Source organism: Bradyrhizobium sp. Rc2d (assembly GCF_900099855.1).
Taxonomy (GTDB): Bacteria; Pseudomonadota; Alphaproteobacteria; order Rhizobiales; family Xanthobacteraceae; genus Bradyrhizobium.
On record NZ_FNCU01000001.1, the window covers coordinates 816,795 to 832,922 of the forward strand.

Here is a 16,128-nt window from a genome sequence, read left to right on the forward strand (position 1 = left end):
GTCGCGCTTGATTTTTGCCTGTCCTTGGCCCACCCGAGAGCCATGGCAAAGGACAGCAAGGTCATCGCCGCGAACGCGGCCTTCTACGCCGCCTTTTCGACCGGCAATTTCGACGAAATGGAGCGGATGTGGGCTGATGATGACGCCATTTCCTGCATCCATCCCGGCTGGCCAGCCATTATCGGGCGGGCCACCGTGATCGGAAGCTGGCGCGACATCCTGCAGAACCCGGAGCGGCCGCAGATCGTCTGCGCCGAGCCGCAGGCGATCATCGACGGCGACAGCGCGCGGGTGCTCTGCATCGAGATCGTCGACGGCACCGCCTTGGCCGCGTCGAACCATTTCCGCCGCGTCGGCGACGGCTGGCGCCTGGTGCATCACCAGTCGAGCCCGATCGCGCAGATTGTCGAGCAGGCTGAAGAGGATAGCCCGAGCCACCGGGTCCACTGAAGACGGCGATCACGCCGGCGTGATCTACTGTGCATGGGGTTGTTTTGCGACTTTTTGTTTGGCGCCTCATCCAAGCCCCGACAATCGTCCAGCACCACCCGCGCATCGCTGAAATCATCGTCCCGGAAGAACATGCTGCGCGTGATCAGAACCGGTATGCCGGCACGTGAGGCCGCGATCAGGCCATTGGCGGAATCTTCGATCGCAACGCAGTCGTGCGCAGTCAGCTTCAGTCGCGCCAGGACCTCGAGATAGACGTCCGGCGCAGGCTTCTTATGCCGCACGTCGTCGCCGGCAACGATCGCGTCGAAATCCCCGGCCCAGCCCGTCCCCAGCGCCTGCGAGAGCAGCGCATCGATATTGCCGTGCGAAGTGGTGGTCGCGATCGCGAGCCGCTGGCCGCGCTCCCTCGCCGCGGCGAGCAGCTCCGCCACGCCGGGCCGTAAGGGGCAGCAGCCGGCCTCGACCAGCTCGGCATAGTGGGCGGTCTTGATGCGGTGAAGCTCCGCGATGTCCGCGTCCGCCAATGGCCGGGCGATCCATAGCCTTGCGTGGTAGGCGCGCATGCGTTCCTTGCCCCCAGTCACCCGCAGCAGGTCTTTGTAGACGGCGCGGTCCCACTCCCAGCCGAGCCCGTGGCGCGAGAAGGCATGATTGAAGGCCTGCCGATGCAGCTCCTCGGTTTCGGCCAGCGTGCCGTCGACATCGAAGATCAGCGCGGCGGCGCGCCGGATCAGCTCGGCGGCCTCGCATGCTAACGCGGCGGGTGCTTCTGCCTGCACGATCGATGATCTCCCCTGACGCCCGGGTGACCATCGCCCGAGGCCGCAGGTGAGACAAATCGCAATATCTTTTGCTGGCCCCAAAAATCTCTTATGAGCGGGGACGCGCGCGGCGGCGCGACGGGAACTCCGACCAGCACGGCAGACGCATGCGGCTCTTCATTCTTGGCTTCGGCTATAGCGCCAGGCACTTCGTCCGCAGGTTCGGCGGCGCCTTCTCGCATATCGCCGGCACCGTACGCGATCCCGCCCAGCGGCATGATCTCGCCGGCATCGAGCTGCATCCCTTTTCCGGGCGTGATCCGGATCGCACCACGGCCGAACGCATCAGCGACGCCGACGTCCTTCTCGTCTCGATCCCGCCCAGCAGCGCCGGCGATCCCGCGCTGGCGGCGTTCGGCAACGTGCTGGCGGCGGGCCGCCGCAAGGTCGTTTATCTCTCCACAATTGGCGTATATGGCGATCACGCAGGCGGGTGGGTCGACGAGAACACGCCGCCGCAGGCTGCGCTCGAGCGCACGCAAATGCGGATCGCAGCGGAGCAAGCCTGGACGGATGCGTCAGGCGGCGACGTCGCGATCCTGCGACTTGCCGGCATCTACGGTCCCGGCCGCAACGCGCTCGTGACGCTACGGGCAGGAACGGCCCGGCGCATCATCAAGCCGGGACAGGTCTTCAACCGCATCCACGTCGACGACATCGCGACCGCGATCATGGCCGCGATTCATCACCAGGGCGAAGGTACGTGGAACGTGTGCGACGACGAGCCCGCGCCGCCGCAGGACGTGATCGCCTACGCCGCGCAGCTGATGGGCGTTGCTCCGCCGAAGGAAGAAGCGTTCGCGACCGCCGAGATGTCGGCGATGGCCCGCAGCTTCTATGCCAGCAGCGCCCGGGTCTCCAACGCGAAACTGAAGCGCGAGCTCGACGTCACGCTCGCCTGTCCGACCTATCGGCACGGCCTCGATGCGCTGTGGCGCGCCGGCGAAGGACGATAGGGCTCCTGAGCGACGGGAATCCCGTATCGGCTCGCCAGGCTTTTCCGGATCTGATCGTGTGCCGGATTTAACTGCTTGGACGCGTTGCGGCGCAATATCCATTAACCGAAAACTGCGGTTCTTCCGCCGCAGTCCATCCGGGAGAGGCCGCCAACGATCCGCGCGCCCGCGCAAATCGACGCGCTCCGTTGCAACAAATGGGCGTCATCATGGCCGGAGCGACACATCATGTTGCTCAGTCATCGCACATCATCGTCAATCCAAGCGCGAGCCGTCGGCATTTGAATGAAATTTTCAGAGGAGTTGAGCCGAGCGATTTACTCGAACTTTCTTTGTGACGCCCTAGTTCCACGGCCGGAAGTTCCATCTCCGGAAACCGGAGAAGGGTCTTCCCTGGCGCGAACTGCCGTCCGGCCAGGACGAAGGAGCGCCCGAGTGCATCATCTCGTCCACCCAGATTGCGCTTGCTCAGGGCTCAATTGAATAAAGCTTTATCCGACCTGGAATTGAAATGAATTTGGCTCGCGAATCGATTGAACTGTTGGAGCAGGTCGCGCGAATCCTGTGGTTCGAAGGCACCAAGCACGGATTGCGCGACCGCGAGTGGATGGCGCTGCGCTTCCTCTCTCGCGCCAACCCGTTCTCCCGGACGCCTTCGGCGCTGGCGAGTTACGTCGGCACCACGCGCGGCACCGCCTCATTCATCATCGGCGAGCTGGAGCGGCTCGGCTATCTCGAGCGGAAGCGCTCGGCCAAGGACAAGCGCTCGGTGATGCTGAGCGTGACGCAGCAGGGCAAGAAGTTCCTGGTGCGCGACCCCGTCACCGTTCTCGTCGAGGCGATTGCCGTCCTCGACGACGACGTCAAGATCCGCTTTCGCGACACGTTGCGGCACGTGCTGGATCAGTCGGACGCAGCCGAGCAGCGGCACCACACCGATGTTTGCAGGCGATGCATCTTCCTCCGGGAAGATCGCACCGCCACGGACAGCAAGACAACGGTGGAGTTCAGCTGTCGCCTGTTTCGCGCACCGATCGCGGAGGCGGAAGTCGATCTGCTATGCACCAGCTTCGAGCATCACCGCCAATAGAAGACTCCATCGATCAGGGCGTTGCCTTGCGCGACGAATAGACGAGGCCTCCGCTTGACTCCACCACCAGACGCCCGTTCTCGTTCCTGATGTCTTCGATACGGCCGAGCCCGGGTACCTGCTGTCCCAGCACAGCCTCGATGACGCCGTTCGGGCTTTGCAGGATCGCAATTCCCTCATAGGCCTGGCGGACCGACCAGCCCTTGATCACCTTGCGCGGCGCCGACGGAGCAACCGAGCCTGTGACCTCGGGCGCAGCGACCGAGGCCATCATCGGCATTGCCTGCGATGACGGCGGCTGCGATGCCACAGTTGCCGGAGCCTGGGCCTGTACCTGAGCCTGTCCTTGGGCGAGCTTGTCGAGCTTCACTGTGGAGGACGAGCTCACCCGCTCGATGCGGTCGAGGTTCTCAGCAAACCTGCCGAAGCGGTCATTGGTCGCCTTGCTCGATTGATCGACCGCGGTACGCAGGCCGTCGAGATTTTCGGACACGCCCGACACCTGCTTGCGCAGTTGCGCGACCGTCTCGCGCAGATTCCTGATCTCCGTATTGGCCGCAACGTTGTTCTGGACGGGCTGAGTGGTGGTGAGATAGGCGATCACGCCGGTGCAGGCGCAGACCACCAGAATGGCGGCGACCGCCAGTGTTGCGAGCGGCGCGACCCATGTCGGGCGCGGCGGCGGTGGCTTGGCCACGATCACGGCCGGCTTGATCACGGTCGGGGCCGGTTTCGGTATCGCCATCTTGTCGAGGCGCGCCTTGGCGCGAATACGCTTCAGCCCCTCGAGCGCTTCTTTCGCCAGAGCTTCATCGCTCGCCGCAGCCGAGACACGCTTTGCGTTCGCTGCGGGCTTGGTTGTTCGTGCCGCATTGTCCTTTGTATCGCGCGCCTCCGGCGCCGGCTTCGCCGCCGCGGAAACATCAGCGCTCGCGTTGGGACGAGCTTGTCCATCGGACAACATTTTGGAAATGCTCCGTTCGGTTCGATCTGTCGAACGGCAACGTTATGTGTCGAAGCTTGCCTGAACCGTGCGCACCGAAAAACTTTTCATGGCGCGCGATGCGACGTCAGATGAGTCGAAGACGCCATGCACGTGGCAAGAGTGCGACTCGAAAGACACACCCTCGCCAAGATTTCGCCAAGCTGGAGTCTCGCCGCTGTACATGAGTCGAATTGTCGCATGTGGAAACAGGGTGGTGGGAGTCAATCCCGGGTTGAAAACCCCTCAATTTGCCTGACGAGCAGCATCACCCAAAACGGCTGTAATTATACGGGGATGCGGAACTTTAGGAATGCCACGGTGCAAAACTAGTTCAACAACCAAATCAACTGATGCGTTTGAATATATCAAGAAACAACTCGAAACGAACCAACAGCATCAAGCACACGTAGCAATCGCTTTGTGGCGCACGCTTGATCGGAAATGGGCAATCGTTACGGTCCTAGTCAAGTGATTCTCGTCAGTTGGCGAGGAGATCGACACAGTTCAGTAGTGTTCGGACGCGATGAGCAACTTGGCGCAACTGTACTAGGTCGTTTCTCAATCCGCTCCGGGAGGTGATCCGTAAGACACCCGCCGGGCCTCACGCAGTAAGCGTTCAGTATCGAGTCGAAGTAGCAGGCCTGCGAGACGCAGGCACTGAATGCGTAGGGCTGCCCGCGAACATCGGAACCATAACAACGATACGCGGGAAGGAATGTCGTCAAACAGCATCGTTGCCGAGCCGGGGCATCACAATAACCAACCGGGCGCGCAACAAGTGCGAAGCAGGGGCGAAAGACTGATGTATATTATCGTTGATGATCGCGAGAGCGTCGCGAACAGCTACGTCGGAGGGCTCGTTCGCGAAGGTGTATCGTCGATCGGCTTCTCCTCCGGAGAATTCTGGGACTGGCTGCAATCTGCGAGTGAATCGGATCTGGCGGCGGTGGACGCCTTCCTGCTCGGGGACTGCGATGCCCGCGGAAGCCTGCCGCGGGCGATGCGCAAGCGCTCCTCTGCTCCCATCATCGCCATGAGCGGCCAGAAGATGCTCAAGAATACGCTGGAGCTGTTCGAGTCCGGCGTCGACGACGTCGTGCACGTGCCGATCCACCTGCGCGAAATCCTCGCGCGAACGGCAGCGATCGCGCGCCGCCGGGTAGGCGAACTGCCAAGGCCCTGCGAGACCAGGATCCAGGTCTTCTTCAACGGTCGCGACCCCGAGATCGCGGGCCACGCCCTCACCTTGCCCCGCCGCGAACTGCGCATTCTCGAATATATGGTAAGCAACCACGGCAAGTGGATCACCAAGACGCAGATCTTCAACGCGGTCTATGGCATCTTCGAGTCGACCTTCGACGAGAGCGTGATCGAGAGCCACGTCAGCAAGCTGCGCAAGAAGCTCCGCGACCGCCTCGGCTTCGACGCGATCGTGGCCCGGCGCTACGTCGGGTATCGCCTCAACATCCCGGCCGGCGAGACGATCGACGTACCGATGCAGGAGCTCGACGAGGTCGGCATCCTCCTGAACAGGGCGCACGCCGCCCCGGCAGCGTATTCGGCAGGTAACTAGCGCGGCAAGACAGCGATACGAAGGCGGCCTTCGCGGAGATATCCCCGCGGAGGCCGGAGTGTTCTGAAGGCTGACGGAAGCGGCAGGAATGCCGCCGAAGCGCAGCAGCGAAGAGCGACCTACGGCTTCTGCTGGAATTCTTCCTTCGACACGTAGTTGAAGTCCTCGACCAGGACGTCCTGGACCACGTCGGCCTGCATCCGCTCGTTGACGCGCTGCTTGATGGCCGTCGTGAGGACGGAGAGGTCGTAGCGGGCGAGCTTCCTGAAATCGAGCCGGTCGTCGGCATAGATCCTGCGGAAGGCCTCGTCGACGACGAACGGCTCCGGCGGAACGCTGAGCTGGTGCATGGTCCGCGCCTCAACCGTGTAGACGAAGCGCGCGACGATGTAGCCCTGCACGTTGCCGTTCTCGACCATGGGCACGCTCAGCGCCCGCGTCTTCTGATATTGCAGCCCATCGAGATATTCGTCTTTCGCCGGCAGCAGGCTGCCGTTTTCCTTCCAATAGGCCACGGCATAGCTCGTGCCTGCGGTGAGGATGCATACCCAGAGCCCGGCCAGCACCAGTCTGATCATTTTCCATCCTGTGTTGCGCGACCGGTATAGGTGCCGTCCGACTCAGCATCCTTGATCGCCTTGACGATGACGGTCGCGACCTCGCGCACCGCGTCGTAATGCATTTCGAGGACGGAGCGATTCCGCTCCAACTTCTCGCGCAACCGCTGGATCTCCTCGGTGATCTCGATCTCGCTGCCGAGATGCATCCGGGCCCGCATCAGGCGGACGAATTCGAGCATGCTCCGGCTCTTGCGGGCGCTGAAATCGTCGAAATCGATCTTCTTTCCGGCCGCGAGCGCAGCCGTCTCCTCCTCGACGATGCTTTCGAGCCGGCGGATCGCCGCTAGGAGGCCGCGCATCTCGTCCGATCTCGCCGCGTCGGTGCCCTCGATCGCCGCGTCGCCGCCGGGATTCGGTAGGAGCACGGGCAGCAGCGCATCGCCTGCTGCTGCTTCCGTCGTCGCCTCGATGTCCGCGACCGCCTGTTCCATCACCAGGGCCGCCGCGCCTTGTTGTGCCTGCATAGGAAATTCACCCTTCAACTTCTGTCACCCATTCCCGGATCGTCATCCGGCCTTCCCCGTAACGTCCGGTCCTGCCGGATGCGCGGCAGCGAGCTGCCTGGCGATGCCAATGCCCTTGCCCTTGGCCAGCTGGCTACCGAGCTGCTCCGCCAGCATCGACTTCCAGACGCCGCCGGCCGTGCCCTTGCCGAAGACCTCCTCCGACTCCTTCGGCAACATCGTCTCGACGAAGGTCTGGAGGATGAAGGCCTCGAACTTCCGGTACACCTCGCCGGAGGCCGGCGCCTTGATCACCTGCACCGGAGCGCCGCTCACTGCGCCCGACTGTGCTTCGGACATCTTCGTCGCGGATTGATCGCCAGCAGCAGCCTTGGCCTTGCCGACCTCCGCCTCCATCGTGGCGGCGAAATCGGCGTCCGATGATTTCAGCGCATCGAGCTTCGCGGTGGCCGCGCGCTGCGCCACGGGGTCGGCGGCTTCGAGGACGTCGAGAACGAGGTCGGGTGTCGCTGTCACGATCATGTCTTGTTCCGGCTAACTGGCCGCGGCGTCCACTCGCGCACGGCTGGGCTTGTGCCCGTCATTTCCTCGAGCGAGCGCTTCTCCGCGTCGCGAAGCTTGTCGGCGAGCGCCGCTTTCGCAACCTGCTCGAGCTGTTTCACACGGCGGCTCTCCGAGCGAACCAGGTCGAGCTGCTGCGATGCCTGCGCCTGAACCGCGCGGGCGCCGACGCTCGTCCTGTTGAGGCGTCGCGCGATCGATTCGCTTGATGATCCCGCCGGCGGCTTCCCTTCGTTCAGGGCCCCGACCAGCCATTCCTGCTCGTCCTGCAGGACGCGCCCCTGCTGGCGCAATTGCGCAAGCTGCCATTCGGACAGCCGGAGCTGGAGCTTCACCAGCGAGACCATCCGACCGAGCTTGTCCGCGCGCGACGTCATGACCATCACTCCGCCAGCCATGACGAGACGCCGAGCATGAACTGCGTCAGCAGCTCGTCGCTGGTGAGATAGAGCAGCAGGAAGCCGCCGAACAGCACGAAGGGCACCGAGATGAAATAGACCGGTATGGCCGGCGTCAGCTTGTTGATCAGGCCGACCGCCAGGTTGACGATGACCGAATAGACGATGAAGGGGCTGGTGATCCGCAGCGTCAGCACGAACGCTTCCGAGAGGCGGCCGACGAGCTGGTCGAGCGCCATGCTGCCGCCGAGCCTGTTCCCGGGATGCCAGAGGTCGTAGGAGTTCATCAGCCCGCGCAGCACCTGCCAGTGCTGGTCGGTCATGAAGAACAGCGTGGTGACGGCCGCCATGATCAGCGGCACCAGGGCCGGCGCCGGATCGGTATCGCCGACCGGCGTGCCCGGGATGTTGCTCAGTCCGATCGCGCTCGCCATCACGGTCGCCATGGTCTGGAGCGCGAGGAAGAACACACGCCCACCGAGGCCGATGACGCTGCCGACCACGAGCTCGGAGCAGATCAGGAGCGCGAGCGTCAGCGGCGCCGCGTTGTCCGTGAGCGGTTTCAGGACCGCGATCAGGATCGGCGTCAACGCGAACGTCGTGACGAGCGCGACGAACAGGCGGACCTGGGCCGGAACATTGACGCTGGAATAGCCGGGCACCAGCATCAGGCAGGCGCCGATGCGGCAGAACACGATGAACGTCACCAGCACGCTGTCGGCGAGGCCGCGGATCACGAGACGGCTCCGAGCGCCCTGATCTCTGCGCTGCGCGCGACTTCGACATGCGACAGGATCGGCAAGGTCGGGAACACCCGCTCCAGGATCATCCGGACATAGGGACGGGCTTCGGGGGTCACCGCCAGCACCACGCTAGTGCCGTTCTCGGTGAACTTGCGGATCGCCGCGCTGGCTTCGGTCGCGAACTGCTCGATCAGGCGTGGATCGGCGTCGAACTCGACGACATCGCCCTTGCCGTCGCGCTTCAGGCTCTGATGGAACGCCAAGTCCCAACGATTGCCGAGGCGGACCACGTTCAGCACGCCGTTGTCGGAGAGATCGCCGCAGATCTGCTGGGCTAGACGCGTCCGCACATGCTCTGCGACCTGCTCGGAGCGCCGAACATGCGGCGCGATCTCGGCGATCGCCTCGAGAATGAGGTGCAGGTTGCGGATCGACACGCGCTCGGCCAGTAGAATCTTCAGGATGGCCAGCAGTCCCGAATAGGAGATCTGCGACGGGCAGAGATCCTCGATCAGGCGCTTGTATTCCGGATCGAGCCGGTCGAGCAAGGCGCGCATGTCCTTGTAGGACAGGAGCTGGGCGAGATTCGCCCGGATCACCTCGCTGAGATGCGTGAGCAGCACCGACAGATTGTCGACCGGCTTGCAGCCCTGACGCTTGACTTCGTCGGTGAAGGCCTCCGTCACCCACAGCGCCTTCATGCCGAAGGCGGGCTCGATCACCTCTTCGCCGGGCACGTCGGGCTTTCCGTCCTTGTCGACCAGCACCAGCACCTCGCCGAGCCTGAGCTCGCCGTGCGCGACGCGCGTGTCATGGATCCGGATCTGGTATCCCTTGGGATCGATCGACAGATTGTCGCTGAGCTTGATCTCCGGAATGACGAAGCCGTACTGCTTGGCGAACTTCTTGCGGATCTTGGCGACGCGGTGCGCAAGCTCGGTGCGCGAGCCAAGGAGATGGACCGAAAGATGGCCGCCGAGCGCCAGCTCGATCTCCGCGGTCTTGAGCTGCTCCTTGACGGATTCCTTGGCGTCGGCCTGCGCACGTTCGTCGGCCTTGCGCGCATCTTCCTTCTGCTTCAGCGCTGCCTGCCGCTTCGGCAGCGAATAGCCGACGAAGGCCATGACGCCGCCGAGCAGCACGAACGGCGCCATCGGCAGCCCCGGCATCAAGGCGAGCACGAACATCATCAGCGCGGCGGCGGATACCGCGCGCGGATAGCTGCCGAGCTGCCGCAGCACAGCCTGCTCCGCCGACCCCCTGGTGCCGCCCTTGGAAACCAGGAGGCCTGCCGACAGCGACACGATCAATGCCGGCATCTGCGACACCAGGCCGTCGCCGACGGAGAGTTTCGTATAGACGTCGGCGGCGCGCGACAGCGTCAGCCCGTGATGGGTGACGCCGATGATAATGCCGCCGAAGATGTTGATTGCGGTGATGATCAGGCCGGCGATGGCGTCACCACGGACGAATTTCGAGGCACCGTCCATGGCGCCGAAGAACGCGCTCTCCTCTTCGAGCTCGCGGCGCCGGCGCTGGGCCTCCTTGTCGTCGATCAGGCCCGCCGACAGATCCGCGTCGATCGCCATCTGCTTGCCGGGGATGGCGTCCAGGGTGAAGCGGGCGCCGACTTCGGCGATACGCGTCGCGCCCTTGGTGATCACGACGAAATTCACCGTCACCAGAATCGCGAAGATGATCAGGCCGATGACGAAGTCGCCGCCCATGACGAACTTCGAGAATCCGGCGACGACGTAGCCCGCGGCCTGTTCGCCCTCCCCGCCCCGCGACAGGATCAGGCGCGTCGTCGCGACGTTCAGTGCGAGGCGCAGGATCGTCGCGATCAGCAGCACGGTCGGGAAGGCCGAGAAGTCGAGCGGCCGCTGGATCCACAGCGCGACCATCAGGATCAGCGCCGAGAGCGCGATGGAGAAGGCGAGGCCAAGATCGATCAGGATCGGCGGTATGGGCAGGAACAGGATCGTGAGCATGGTCACGATACCGCCCGCGAAGAAGGCGTCCGCCCCGAGGCGGCGCGGGCTTGGCAGGCTAGCAGCTAACGTATCGGCCATGGGTCACCGGCAGAGGATCCGCCCGGTAATCTGCCGTGCAAAGCTTACGCGAGGGTGGTGCCCCGGGGATCAGAAGCCGTGCTCGATCCGCGAATAGACCATCTCGGTGAAGGTGGAGAGATGCGCCCCGATGAACGAGCCGGAGACGGCGACGACCAGGAGAATGACGATGATCTTCGGGACGAAAGTCAGCGTCACCTCCTGGATCTGGGTCAGGGCCTGGATCAGGGCAATGACGGTGCCGACGAGCATTGCGGCACCGACCGCGGGCCCGGAGGCGACGATGATGGTCCAGATCGCGGCCTGGACGATGTCGAGGGCGTCCCGCTCGTTCATGATTGGCTGATCGTGAGCCCGGGCCCGACGGCGACCTTCGTGCCGTTCTCGAGGGTCGCGATGGAGCCGTCGCTGTTGATGGAAACCGAAGCGACCTTGCCGCTGAAGCTGGCGCCGGTCGAGTCGGTAAAGCTGACGGTCTTTCCGATCAGCCCGTTGGCCTGCGACAACGACTGTGAGGACAGCAGCGCATCCAGCTTCGTATTGGTCTGCATGGCCTGCTCGACCGTCGAGAGCTGCGCGAACTGGCTCATATATTGCGAGGTGTCCATCGGATTGGTCGGATCCTGATTCTTCATCTCGGCGACGAGCAGCTGAAGGAAGGTGTTGTAGTCGACGCTGTTGCTCGACGTGGCCGTGGTGGAACTGGTCGAACTGGAGGACTTGCCGGTCGTGTCGGTCGCGCTGGTGACGTTCATCTAGCTTCTCCGCTGTCAGGCAGCCTCGAATGGGGTATGGGTCGTGGCGCCGGCCAGGATGGCCTGCTCCACCGGGAACAGCGCCCGGATCCGCTTGAGCGCCTCGAAGTAACGGGTCGTCTCGACCAGCTCGTCGACCGCGGCAAGTCCGTCGAGCATCTCGCCGTTCTCGCACACCGAAAGCAGGGCCGCGTGATGCTGCGCGTAGAGCGCCGACGCATCCCGGACGTCGGTCGGGTTCATCAGCATGAGCTGCACGATGAAATAAAGCTGCCGCATCGCCGTGGTGGCGTCGGACGCCTGCATGACCTGCCCTTCGAGCAGGAACATCACGTCGTTGACGAGCTCGACGGAGACCTTGCGGTCCACGCGCAGCACCGCGCCGTTGATGTAGATCCGTTCGCCCGCCCGCAAGGAGATCTTCATCAAAGAGCGTCTCGGATCAGGCGGTTGATTTCAATGAGCTGCATCACGTCGTTCGATTTCTCTTCGCGAAGGCGGTCGGCTTCCTTGACGACCCACAGGCCGATCGAGATGATGTCGGCCCGCAGCTTGTCCGGCAGTCCGTTCTCCGGATGCGAGAGGTCCTCGATGAAGATCGTCCACAGCCGCCGGACATAGAGCAGGCTCTCGACCAGATCCTCGAGGCGGAATCCGCCTCGCTGAATCCGCTCGAGCCGGTCGATGCCGAGGCTGAGCGCCTGCCGCTCGCGACCCCGCGCCTCATGGCCACTCTCGTCGACGACCGCTTCATAGGCTTCAAACGTCATCAGAACCACTCTGCACGGGAGACCGAATAACAAGACAAGGTTGCGAGCGTTAGCAGCGAACTTTAGCTCAGAGATAGTTGATGAGGCTGATCTTCTGGAGCTGCGAGGTGAGCGCGAGCGCCGTCTGGATCTGGGTCTGCAAAGTGTTGACCCGGACCGACGCCTCGGTCGGGTCGACCGCCTCCATCTTGACGATCTGGTCGTTGAGGATGTCCTTCTGGATCTTCAGCTTCTCGGTCGCGCCGGTGACGCGTTGCTGGATCGAGCCGACCGTGCCCCCGAGCACGGCGAGATCGTTGATGGCACCGCTGACGAGGCTGATGGCCTTGTCGACGACGACCTGGAACGTATCCTTGCTCAGGCTCGTGTTTCCGAGATCGGTGAGCATGGTGTAGGCCTCGGCCAGCTTGCGGAAGCCGGGTTGGTTGGCGCTGACGGAACTGTCGACGACCTCGGTCGTGGAGATGCGGCTCGACAGCGTCTGGTCGGTCGCCGACGACCAGTTGGTGTTCCAGGCCGGGCTCGCGAACTCGGTGTCGAGGGTGTTGTCGAGGAAGTTCTGCATCTGCGCCGGAGTGATGGTGCTCACGCTGGCCGAAGACTGCGCGAAGCCGAAGCTCGCGAGGAAGTCCGCGTCGACCTGGTTCTTGCTGGCCGAGCCGGCGGTGTAATTCGTGACCGGCTGGGTCTGCGTATTGATGCCGCCGAACAGGTACGAGCCGTTATAGGAGACGTTGAGCGCGCCGATGAGATCCTGGAGATTGGCGGATGCGCTCGGCAGGATGATCCGCGCACCGCTGTCGGCGTCGCGGGCGGCGATCAGGTTCTTGAGGAAGTCCGACGCGGTCGAGCCGAGCTGGGTGATCCGGTTCTGCGTCACGTCAAGCCGACCCGCGACGAGCTCGTTGGTATCGACGAGCTGGTCGGCGAAGTTGAATTCGGCGCGCAAGCTCACGTCGCGACCCGTCCCCGTGCCGAGCTCGAGGCCGACGTCCGCGAAGCGACCCGTGGTCGCCTCCTTCGAAGCCTTGCTCAGCGCGCTCTGATTGTTGGTGATCGATGACCTCAAGGACGACGACAGCATCAAGGTCGAGATGTAGTTCGCGCTCATCATGACTTAATTCCCCACGGCGGCCAGCAGGCTCTGCAACATCTCATCGACGGTGGAAATGATCTTCGACGATGCCGAATAGGTGCGCTCGACCTGGAGCATCAGCGACATCTCGTCGTCCATGTTAACGCCGTTGACGTTGGACAGCGCCGCGGTGCTGCGGTCGAGCAACGTGTTCTGGTACTGGACGCTGTCGTCCGCGGCCTTGCGCTGGCTTTCGATCCAGCTCGCCGAGGAGGACGCGAATTCGATCACGCTGCCGCTTGGCTTGCCCTGCGCCGTGGTATCGAACGGCTGCGGCGCGTCCATCTCGTTGATGAGCTGCTGGAGCCGCGCCGAGAAGCCGGCGTTGCCGGTGGTGTTGTAATTATAGGCGGCGTTGCCGCTGATCGCGCCGTCGCGCAGCAGATTCGGGTTGCCGCCTGCGGCCGGATCGACCGACGCGGCAACACTGATCGTGCCGGCAAGGCCGACCGAAATGGTGGCGCTCGCGGGCATCGCGGGCGCGCCGGGATAGGTGAAGAGGCCGGGCACGTCGGGCAGCGCGGCGCCGGACTGATCGACTTCCTTGAAGGCGTCGATCAGACCGCGCGCGACTTCGTCGAGCTGGCTCTGATAGGTGACCGTGGCGTTGTCGCGCAATTCGGCGAGCCCCGCGAGCTTGCCTGTCTTGAGCGGCATCACGGAATTGGCACCGGTGACCGGGACGCCGTCGATATAGACCGCATTGCCCGTGGTGCCCGGCGTATAGACATTGGTCGCCGTGAAGCTCACCGTTCGCGCCGTCTTGTCGAACAGCACGACGCCGCTGTCGGTGTAGAGCGCCGCATCGCCGTTGGCGCGGAGCGACATCGAGACGCCGACCTCCTGCGACAGCTTCGAGACGATGCTGTCGCGCTGGTCGAGATAGTCGGTGACGTCGTCACCGGTGATCGTCCCTCGCACGATCGCGGTGTTGACCTTGTCGAACTGGGTGAGGAGCTGATTGATGTTGGCGACCGACGTCGCCATGTCGGCGTCCGCGCCTTCGCGGACCGACTGCACGGTCTTGGTGGCCTGGTTGAGCGCGGTCGCCATGTCCTTGGCGGAGGTCACCGCGGCCTGCGCCAACGTCGCGTTGTCCGTCGAGTTGGCGTATTGCTGGAGCGCCTGCTTCAGCTTGTTGAGCTGAGCAGTCGGCGATTGATCGAGCTCGGGATCGTCCACCGTCGAGGTCGCGATCTTCTGGAGACCGTCATAGATCGCGCTCTGCTTGGCGGACGCCGACGTCGCGGTCAAGACGTTGGTGAACAGGCCGCCGCTGGCGGCGCGCTGGATCGCCGCGACATAAACACCGGCATTGGGAAGATTGTCCAGCACGGCGATCTTGCGCGAATAGCCGGCCGTGCTGGCACCGGCGATGTTGCGCGAGATCGTCGACGACTGGATGCCCGACGCCATGAGCGAAGCGCGAGCGGAGTCGAGAGCGGCGGTAAGGGACATGATCTGCTCTTCCCCGGGATCAGCGCTCGAGGATTCAGCGCTTCAGGTTGACGACGACGTCGAGCAGATCGGCGCCGGTCTGGAACGATTTCGAGTTCGCGGTGAAGCCGCGCTGCGCCTCGATCATCCCGGTGAGCTCGTCCGCGAGATCGACGTTGGAGTCTTCCAAAGCGCCGGACTGGATCGTGCCGAGCCCGCCAGTGCCGGCATTTCCGGCCTGCGCGTTGCCGGAGTTCATGTTGGTCGAATAGACGTTACCGGGCTCGGGCGTCAGATTGTCGGGGCTCGCGACGTCGGCAAGCATGATCGTGTAAAGCGTCAGCTGCTGGCCGTTCTTGAGGACCGCCGTCACATGGCCTGCCTCGTCGACGTTGACCTTGTCGATGGCCGAAGGGGCACTGCCATTGACGGTCGCCTTGAAGCTGAAGTCCGTGCCGGCTTGCGTCATGTTCGACAGATCCATGGTCAGCGCCGCACCGCCCGGGACAGTCACGGTGAGACCCGTCGGACTTGCCGCAGCCAGGGCGCCCTTGCCGACCGCGGTGGTGTCGAAGGTAAAGGTGGTGGCGGGGGCGAGCGAGGTCCCGGTCGCGGAATCGTAGACCTGGATCTGCCAGGTGTCCGAGCCAGCCGCCGTCGCGGTGTGAGACATATAGACGTCAAGCGTAACGGGCTGGCCGATATTGTTGTAGGCTACGATCGAGCTTTTCGATGAATATGATGCCGGGCCAGGCGGACCGGCAATAACAGCCGCATTCGGATCCAGATTGCCGGCCGTCAGCGTTCCCGCCGTCGAGGGCACGGGCACCTGCGAGACCTGGGAGATGTTCACGATCTGCATGCCGGCCAGACTGTTCTGCGAGAAATTGGTCACGAGGCCAGGCTGACCGAGAAGATAGTAGCCGGCCGCGTTGACCAGGTTGCCCTGGCTGTCCGGCACGAACGAGCCTGCTCGCGTCAGAAACTGCTGCGTGTTGGTGGCGTTCGACACCACGAAGAAGCCATTGCCTTGAACGGCAAGGTCCGTCGTCGATGTGGTGAATTGGGTATGCCCGGCGTCGCTGATGGCGTAGCGGACGGTGGTCTCGACGGCGCCGGAGTCGTAATTGCCCGAGCCGCTCTTCAGGATCAGCGAGGAGAATTCGGTCGAAGCCCGCTTGTAACCGGTGGTGTTGACGTTCGCGATGTTGTCCGAGACCGTCGACAGCTTGTTGGATTGCGCGCTCATCCCGGAAACGCCGGTGCGCATAACGCCGTAGAGGCTCATGGATTGG

General features: G+C 63.7%; 18 protein-coding genes and 1 pseudogene. 4 read left to right on the forward strand and 15 right to left on the reverse strand.

The annotated features are described in order from the left end of the window. Positions 1 to 42 precede the first annotated feature (42 nt). A complete protein-coding gene (locus BLV07_RS03780; RefSeq protein WP_091879810.1) occupies positions 43 to 450 on the forward strand; it encodes a nuclear transport factor 2 family protein in 408 nt (135 codons plus the stop codon). Positions 451 to 521: 71 nt separating this feature from the next. Here BLV07_RS03780 and BLV07_RS03785 read toward each other — a convergent pair. Beyond that, positions 522 to 1,232 (reverse strand): annotated as a pseudogene (locus tag BLV07_RS03785) (HAD family hydrolase); the annotation flags it as partial. 149 nt (positions 1,233 to 1,381) lie between these two features. Between BLV07_RS03785 and BLV07_RS03790 the strand changes: the two are divergent. Together BLV07_RS03790 and BLV07_RS03795 are read left to right on the forward strand one after the other, a co-directional pair. Further along, positions 1,382 to 2,230 carry an SDR family oxidoreductase gene (locus tag BLV07_RS03790; protein ID WP_091879819.1) on the forward strand — a complete coding sequence of 283 codons (849 nt, stop codon included), beginning with the start codon at positions 1,382 to 1,384 and terminating at the stop codon, positions 2,228 to 2,230. Positions 2,231 to 2,741: 511 nt separating this feature from the next. Continuing rightward, positions 2,742 to 3,320: a MarR family winged helix-turn-helix transcriptional regulator gene (locus BLV07_RS03795; RefSeq protein WP_091879823.1), complete on the forward strand. Its 579-nt coding sequence runs from the start codon at positions 2,742 to 2,744 to the stop codon at positions 3,318 to 3,320. A gap of 13 nt (positions 3,321 to 3,333) precedes the next feature. Here the strand turns inward: BLV07_RS03795 and BLV07_RS03800 are convergent, their stop codons facing one another. After that, positions 3,334 to 4,284 carry a hypothetical protein gene (locus BLV07_RS03800; protein WP_091879827.1) on the reverse strand — a complete coding sequence of 317 codons (951 nt, stop codon included), beginning with the start codon at positions 4,282 to 4,284 and terminating at the stop codon, positions 3,334 to 3,336. An 823-nt stretch (positions 4,285 to 5,107) separates the two neighbouring features. Here BLV07_RS03800 and BLV07_RS03810 point away from each other — a divergent pair. Next, a complete protein-coding gene (locus BLV07_RS03810; protein ID WP_164934354.1) occupies positions 5,108 to 5,878 on the forward strand; it encodes a response regulator transcription factor in 771 nt (256 codons plus the stop codon). A gap of 119 nt (positions 5,879 to 5,997) precedes the next feature. Here the strand turns inward: BLV07_RS03810 and BLV07_RS03815 are convergent, their stop codons facing one another. From BLV07_RS03815 to BLV07_RS03875, 13 genes are all read right to left on the reverse strand, one after another. Beyond that, positions 5,998 to 6,456 (reverse strand): hypothetical protein, encoded by a 459-nt coding sequence (locus BLV07_RS03815; protein WP_091879832.1) that lies wholly within the window; start codon positions 6,454 to 6,456, stop codon positions 5,998 to 6,000. Beyond that, complete coding sequence (locus BLV07_RS03820) at positions 6,453 to 6,962, reverse strand: flagellar biosynthesis protein FlgN (protein ID WP_091879835.1); 510 nt, start codon at positions 6,960 to 6,962, stop codon at positions 6,453 to 6,455. The genes BLV07_RS03815 and BLV07_RS03820 overlap by 4 nt, the downstream gene beginning before the upstream one ends. Positions 6,963 to 7,004: 42 nt before the next feature. After that, the gene (locus BLV07_RS03825) at positions 7,005 to 7,484 is read right to left on the reverse strand and encodes a rod-binding protein (RefSeq protein WP_091879838.1); all 480 of its coding nucleotides are present in this window, start codon (positions 7,482 to 7,484) and stop codon (positions 7,005 to 7,007) included. Further along, positions 7,481 to 7,900, reverse strand: a complete 420-nt coding sequence (locus BLV07_RS03830) for a hypothetical protein (protein ID WP_091880375.1) — start codon at positions 7,898 to 7,900, stop codon at positions 7,481 to 7,483. Before BLV07_RS03830 ends, BLV07_RS03825 begins: the two co-directional genes overlap by 4 nt. A 5-nt stretch (positions 7,901 to 7,905) precedes the next feature. Further along, positions 7,906 to 8,658: a flagellar biosynthesis protein FliR gene (gene fliR / locus BLV07_RS03835; RefSeq protein WP_091879841.1), complete on the reverse strand. Its 753-nt coding sequence runs from the start codon at positions 8,656 to 8,658 to the stop codon at positions 7,906 to 7,908. After that, entirely contained in the window at positions 8,655 to 10,736 is a 2,082-nt protein-coding gene (flhA, locus tag BLV07_RS03840; protein WP_091879844.1) for a flagellar biosynthesis protein FlhA, read from the reverse strand. Before flhA ends, fliR begins: the two co-directional genes overlap by 4 nt. Before the next feature lie 69 nt (positions 10,737 to 10,805). Then, entirely contained in the window at positions 10,806 to 11,072 is a 267-nt protein-coding gene (gene fliQ, locus BLV07_RS03845; RefSeq protein WP_027572776.1) for a flagellar biosynthesis protein FliQ, read from the reverse strand. Then, positions 11,069 to 11,491: a flagellar hook assembly protein FlgD gene (gene flgD, locus BLV07_RS03850; RefSeq protein ID WP_091879847.1), complete on the reverse strand. Its 423-nt coding sequence runs from the start codon at positions 11,489 to 11,491 to the stop codon at positions 11,069 to 11,071. Before flgD ends, fliQ begins: the two co-directional genes overlap by 4 nt. A 15-nt stretch (positions 11,492 to 11,506) precedes the next feature. Beyond that, a complete protein-coding gene (flbT, locus tag BLV07_RS03855; RefSeq protein ID WP_091879850.1) occupies positions 11,507 to 11,917 on the reverse strand; it encodes a flagellar biosynthesis repressor FlbT in 411 nt (136 codons plus the stop codon). Next, the gene (gene flaF / locus BLV07_RS03860) at positions 11,917 to 12,261 is read right to left on the reverse strand and encodes a flagellar biosynthesis regulator FlaF (RefSeq protein ID WP_128956043.1); all 345 of its coding nucleotides are present in this window, start codon (positions 12,259 to 12,261) and stop codon (positions 11,917 to 11,919) included. The genes flbT and flaF overlap by 1 nt, the downstream gene beginning before the upstream one ends. A gap of 67 nt (positions 12,262 to 12,328) precedes the next feature. After that, entirely contained in the window at positions 12,329 to 13,375 is a 1,047-nt protein-coding gene (locus tag BLV07_RS03865; RefSeq protein ID WP_091879856.1) for a flagellar hook-associated family protein, read from the reverse strand. A 3-nt stretch (positions 13,376 to 13,378) separates the two neighbouring features. Then, positions 13,379 to 14,854, reverse strand: coding sequence for a flagellar hook-associated protein FlgK (gene flgK / locus BLV07_RS03870; protein ID WP_091879859.1), 1,476 nt, complete (start codon positions 14,852 to 14,854; stop codon positions 13,379 to 13,381). Positions 14,855 to 14,888: 34 nt separating this feature from the next. Beyond that, the gene (locus BLV07_RS03875) at positions 14,889 to 16,121 is read right to left on the reverse strand and encodes a flagellar hook protein FlgE (RefSeq protein ID WP_091879862.1); all 1,233 of its coding nucleotides are present in this window, start codon (positions 16,119 to 16,121) and stop codon (positions 14,889 to 14,891) included. Positions 16,122 to 16,128 lie beyond the last annotated feature (7 nt).

Coding starts and splice junctions, on each gene's coding strand:
- BLV07_RS03780 (WP_091879810.1), top strand. CDS start 43: ATGGCAAAGGACAGCAAGGTCATCGCCGCGAACGCGGCCTTCTACGCC.
- BLV07_RS03790 (WP_091879819.1), top strand. CDS start 1,382: ATGCGGCTCTTCATTCTTGGCTTCGGCTATAGCGCCAGGCACTTCGTC.
- BLV07_RS03795 (WP_091879823.1), top strand. CDS start 2,742: ATGAATTTGGCTCGCGAATCGATTGAACTGTTGGAGCAGGTCGCGCGA.
- BLV07_RS03800 (WP_091879827.1), bottom strand. CDS start 4,284: ATGTTGTCCGATGGACAAGCTCGTCCCAACGCGAGCGCTGATGTTTCC.
- BLV07_RS03810 (WP_164934354.1), top strand. CDS start 5,108: ATGTATATTATCGTTGATGATCGCGAGAGCGTCGCGAACAGCTACGTC.
- BLV07_RS03815 (WP_091879832.1), bottom strand. CDS start 6,456: ATGATCAGACTGGTGCTGGCCGGGCTCTGGGTATGCATCCTCACCGCA.
- BLV07_RS03820 (WP_091879835.1), bottom strand. CDS start 6,962: ATGCAGGCACAACAAGGCGCGGCGGCCCTGGTGATGGAACAGGCGGTC.
- BLV07_RS03825 (WP_091879838.1), bottom strand. CDS start 7,484: ATGATCGTGACAGCGACACCCGACCTCGTTCTCGACGTCCTCGAAGCC.
- BLV07_RS03830 (WP_091880375.1), bottom strand. CDS start 7,900: ATGACGTCGCGCGCGGACAAGCTCGGTCGGATGGTCTCGCTGGTGAAG.
- flhA (WP_091879844.1), bottom strand. CDS start 10,736: ATGGCCGATACGTTAGCTGCTAGCCTGCCAAGCCCGCGCCGCCTCGGG.
- fliQ (WP_027572776.1), bottom strand. CDS start 11,072: ATGAACGAGCGGGACGCCCTCGACATCGTCCAGGCCGCGATCTGGACC.
- flgD (WP_091879847.1), bottom strand. CDS start 11,491: ATGAACGTCACCAGCGCGACCGACACGACCGGCAAGTCCTCCAGTTCG.
- flbT (WP_091879850.1), bottom strand. CDS start 11,917: ATGAAGATCTCCTTGCGGGCGGGCGAACGGATCTACATCAACGGCGCG.
- flaF (WP_128956043.1), bottom strand. CDS start 12,261: ATGACGTTTGAAGCCTATGAAGCGGTCGTCGACGAGAGTGGCCATGAG.
- BLV07_RS03865 (WP_091879856.1), bottom strand. CDS start 13,375: ATGATGAGCGCGAACTACATCTCGACCTTGATGCTGTCGTCGTCCTTG.
- flgK (WP_091879859.1), bottom strand. CDS start 14,854: ATGTCCCTTACCGCCGCTCTCGACTCCGCTCGCGCTTCGCTCATGGCG.
- BLV07_RS03875 (WP_091879862.1), bottom strand. CDS start 16,121: ATGAGCCTCTACGGCGTTATGCGCACCGGCGTTTCCGGGATGAGCGCG.